A 3,187-nucleotide genomic window follows, 5' to 3' on the forward strand; every position below is an offset into this window, starting at 1 on the left:
GAAATTAATTTCTCCGATAATGTTTTTTCCGTTAAAATGTATGATTGTTGTGTTGTTTATTGAATTTAATGTTATGTTGGTGTTGTTTTTAGCAAAATCTTCATAATATTTTTGCAACTCTTCTTTTGCTCCTGCTGATTGGGCATATACAATGTTTATCATTTCAGTATCGTTTCTGTAATTCACTGAAAGGTTAATGTTTTTAGTCGGTATTGCTTCTGATTTTTCAAATTGAATTCCTTTGGGCACCTTCATTTTAAAATAAGAATCAAAATCATGTTCCTCTAAGGTGCTGTTGTCGTTGGCAAATCCTGCATTAATCACAAACAGCATAAGCAACGCCAGAATAAGCATTGCCATTAAAGTTTTGATGAATTTCATATTGCCACTATTATTTTTTGGTATTTGTGCGAAAAAAATAGAAAGAAGAGGATTATTCTACTTTGAATCCTGCCTCTTCAACAGCTTCGTTAATGTCTGCATCACTTACGTCGCCAGACATTGTAATTGTAGTAATTCCTGAGTCTAAATCGGCTTTAGCGTCGTCAATTCCGTCAACATCTTTTAAGCAAAGTTCAACAGCGTTTACACATGATGGGCAATGCATGCCCACTACTTTGATTTCTTTTTCAGCCATAATAATCACGTTATTATCGATAGTTAATATTATGTCATTGCTTTATTTATAGTTTTAGTTATACCTAACTTTTTTGCCTGGTCATAATCTTTTTTTGAAATCCTGTACTTTGTCAATGTATAGGAATAGATGATTACAATGACGGATCCGATATTGTGGATTAATGCTCCTTCAATAGGATTTAAAACGCCAAATATCGCAAGAATCATCGCAATTATATTCAGGGCAAGTGCAAATGCGATGCTTATGTTTATTGTTCTGATTGTTTTTCGGGCAATTCCGATTAATTGTGGGAGGTCTTCTATATTGTCATTGATCAATGCAATATTTGCGGCTTCAACACTGACATCACTTCCGATATTTCCCATTGCTATTCCGACATTTGCCTGTTTTAGTGAAGGAGCGTCATTGACTCCATCTCCAATCATTGCAACTTTATGTCCTAAAATTTGTTCATTTTTTATGTACTCTGTTTTGTCTTCAGGTAAGCAGTTGTATCTGACATTTCTAACCTTGACTTCATTTGCAATGTATTTTGCAGTTTTTTCATTGTCTCCGGTCAGCAATGTTGTTTTAACTTGAAGTCTCTTTAGATTTTTAATTGTCTTTTTGGAAGTTGCACGCAATGTATCTGCAAGCTGCACTTTTCCAATAAATTCATCGTTTTTGGCAACATAAATTTCAGTTTCGCCGTTTTTACCTTTTTCATCACTTTCAATTTTGATGTTTCGAGATTTCAGTAGTCTTCTGGTCCCGGCAATAATTTCATATCCTTCTATATCTCCGGTCACTCCCATACCAATGTGCATTTTAAAGTTATTTACTTCCGCCAAATCTTCACTATTGTAATACTTTACAATCGCTTTGGCTAAAGGATGTTCTGATTTTGATTCTAGGGATGCTAAAAGATACATCATTTCATCAGGATTATTTGAGATAACATTTATGACTTCAGGAGTGCCATAGGTTAATGTTCCAGTCTTGTCAAATGCCAATTCACTTGCATGAGCTAATTCCTCTAACGATTCGCCATCTTTAACTAAAATGCCGTATTTTGTCAGGTTTCCGATAGCTGCCATTATGGCTGTTGGTGTGGCCAGCACTAGGGCGCATGGGCAGAATACGACAAGGATTGTAACTGACCTGATAATTTCAAAGGTAAACAGGTATGTTAATACGGCAGCTGAAAATGCGATAACGACGATCAATGTTGCCCATTTGTCTGCTTCACGAACTATTTTAGAGTTTTCGGGGGAAGATGATTCAACTAATCTGATTAACTTTTGAAGAGAACTGTCTTCACTCGCCTTTGTTGTTTTCATGGTAAATGACCCGTAAAGATTAATGCTTCCGCTGTATACCTTATCATTTGAAGTTTTATCGACAGGTAAGGATTCTCCGGTTAAGGTTGATTGGTCAATTGAACTTTCACCAGTTATTATAATTCCGTCAGTAGGAATGCTTTCTCCTGGAACTACCTTTAGGATATCTCCTATTTTAACTTCAGAGACCGGTATTCTTTCCTCAATTCCGTTTTTGATTCTTGTTGCAACTTGAGGGGTCATTTTTACAAGTTCTTCTATTTGTCCTCTAGTTTTTGACACGGTGTATTCTTCTAAAAATCCTCCAATAGCCATTATTGTTGCAATTTCGCCTGCAGCAAAGACTTCACCAATGATGATTGATGATATAATGGCTATTGAAACAAGTAGATCCGCTTTTATATCAAATTCATTTATCAATCCTTCAATGCATTCTTTAAATATTGGTATTCCACAAAAGATAACTGCAACCCATGCAATATAGTCGAGAGATAGGATAAAATTTGCAATTAGGCTCATTGTGGATATGACAATCAGAATAATGTCAATCTTTTTATCTCTTGTAATTTTCATTTTAAACAGCCCCAATATTATAGGTATACCCCATATGGTATAATGTTACTTTAAAAAAAATTAAAGTCTAGAGTAATATTCTAGCATTGATGAAATATCGCTTATCGCCTCATCTGAATCTTCATCTTCGATAGCTTGTTTCACACAATTCTCTAGGTGTCCTTCAACAATAATATGTCCTACTTTGTGTAGTGCTGATTTTGAAGCATTCACTTGCATTAGTATTTGTTCACAAGGAATGTCCTCTTCAATCATACGATCAATTGCATTTAGCTGGCCGATGATTTTTTTAATTCTTCTATGTAAATTGTCTAAATCCATACATTGTTTCATGATTACACAACCTATACCTACAAGGGTATATGATTTTTTTAGTATATAAATGTTACTACAAAAATCAATTTCATTGATTTGGGAATATGTTAACTACAATATGGGGAGGTCAAAAAATAAGTTTCATCAGATTGTTTGGATGATTGCTTTGAGAAGTGTCGTGATGTTTTTTTAAAAAAATAAAAAAGGAGGAAAATTTCAAGACTATGCTTGATTTTCCATTTCCTCAAATTTGGCTGGGAAATATGTATCTACTACATATTCAAGACCATATTTTGAGAAAGATTGCTGTTCTGCTTTTTTACCGATTTTAAGCATCTTT

4 protein-coding genes and 1 pseudogene are annotated in these 3,187 nt (G+C 34.3%); all 5 read right to left on the reverse strand.

Translation table 11 applies throughout. The features are described 5' to 3' along the window. Positions 1 to 381, reverse strand: a 381-nt coding sequence (locus tag ACJMLO_RS04610; protein ID WP_405294374.1) for a hypothetical protein, incomplete at its 3' end; no start/stop codon positions are given. A gap of 52 nt (positions 382 to 433) precedes the next feature. After that, positions 434 to 637: a heavy-metal-associated domain-containing protein gene (locus ACJMLO_RS04615; RefSeq protein ID WP_292813199.1), complete on the reverse strand. Its 204-nt coding sequence runs from the start codon at positions 635 to 637 to the stop codon at positions 434 to 436. A gap of 29 nt (positions 638 to 666) precedes the next feature. Further along, positions 667 to 2,532, reverse strand: coding sequence for a heavy metal translocating P-type ATPase (locus tag ACJMLO_RS04620; protein ID WP_405294376.1), 1,866 nt, complete (start codon positions 2,530 to 2,532; stop codon positions 667 to 669). A 60-nt stretch (positions 2,533 to 2,592) separates the two neighbouring features. Beyond that, positions 2,593 to 2,865, reverse strand: coding sequence for a metal-sensing transcriptional repressor (locus tag ACJMLO_RS04625; RefSeq protein WP_405294379.1), 273 nt, complete (start codon positions 2,863 to 2,865; stop codon positions 2,593 to 2,595). Positions 2,866 to 3,069: 204 nt separating this feature from the next. After that, positions 3,070 to 3,187: pseudogene (locus ACJMLO_RS04630) on the reverse strand (DNA topoisomerase VI); the annotation flags it as partial.

It is taken from the genome of Methanobrevibacter sp. (genome assembly GCF_045120835.1).
Classification (GTDB): Archaea; Methanobacteriota; Methanobacteria; order Methanobacteriales; family Methanobacteriaceae; genus Methanocatella.

Coding starts and splice junctions, on each gene's coding strand:
- ACJMLO_RS04625 (WP_405294379.1), bottom strand. CDS start 2,865: ATGAAACAATGTATGGATTTAGACAATTTACATAGAAGAATTAAAAAA.
- ACJMLO_RS04615 (WP_292813199.1), bottom strand. CDS start 637: ATGGCTGAAAAAGAAATCAAAGTAGTGGGCATGCATTGCCCATCATGT.
- ACJMLO_RS04620 (WP_405294376.1), bottom strand. CDS start 2,532: ATGAAAATTACAAGAGATAAAAAGATTGACATTATTCTGATTGTCATA.